The sequence below is a fragment of the Vibrio fujianensis genome (assembly GCF_002749895.1).
GTDB lineage: Bacteria > Pseudomonadota > Gammaproteobacteria > Enterobacterales > Vibrionaceae > Vibrio > Vibrio fujianensis.
Map to the genome: position 1 here is coordinate 42461 of NZ_NBUS01000041.1, position 209 is coordinate 42669.

The window sequence follows — 209 nt, forward strand, 5'->3', positions numbered from 1 at the left end:
GTCGTCTTTTTCGTGATCATGATTGAGCATGACAAATAGGGCAGTGAGCCTGTTTAGGTAATTTCATTTCTCGCCATGTCATGCTTAATGCATCAAGCATCAAAATTTTTCCACTCAAAGGTTGGCCGTAATTAGCAATGACTTTGATTGCCTCTAATGCTTGCACTGCACCGATAATACCGACTATCGGTGCCATAACTCCCGCTTCA

The 209-nt window shown here is 42.6% G+C and carries 1 protein-coding gene; it reads right to left on the bottom strand.

The genetic code is table 11. The annotated features are described in order from the left end of the window. Positions 1-16: 16 nt before the first annotated feature. Positions 17-209, bottom strand: a 193-nt coding sequence (locus tag B7C60_RS18300; RefSeq protein ID WP_245868849.1) for a ThiF family adenylyltransferase, incomplete at its 5' end; no start/stop codon positions are given.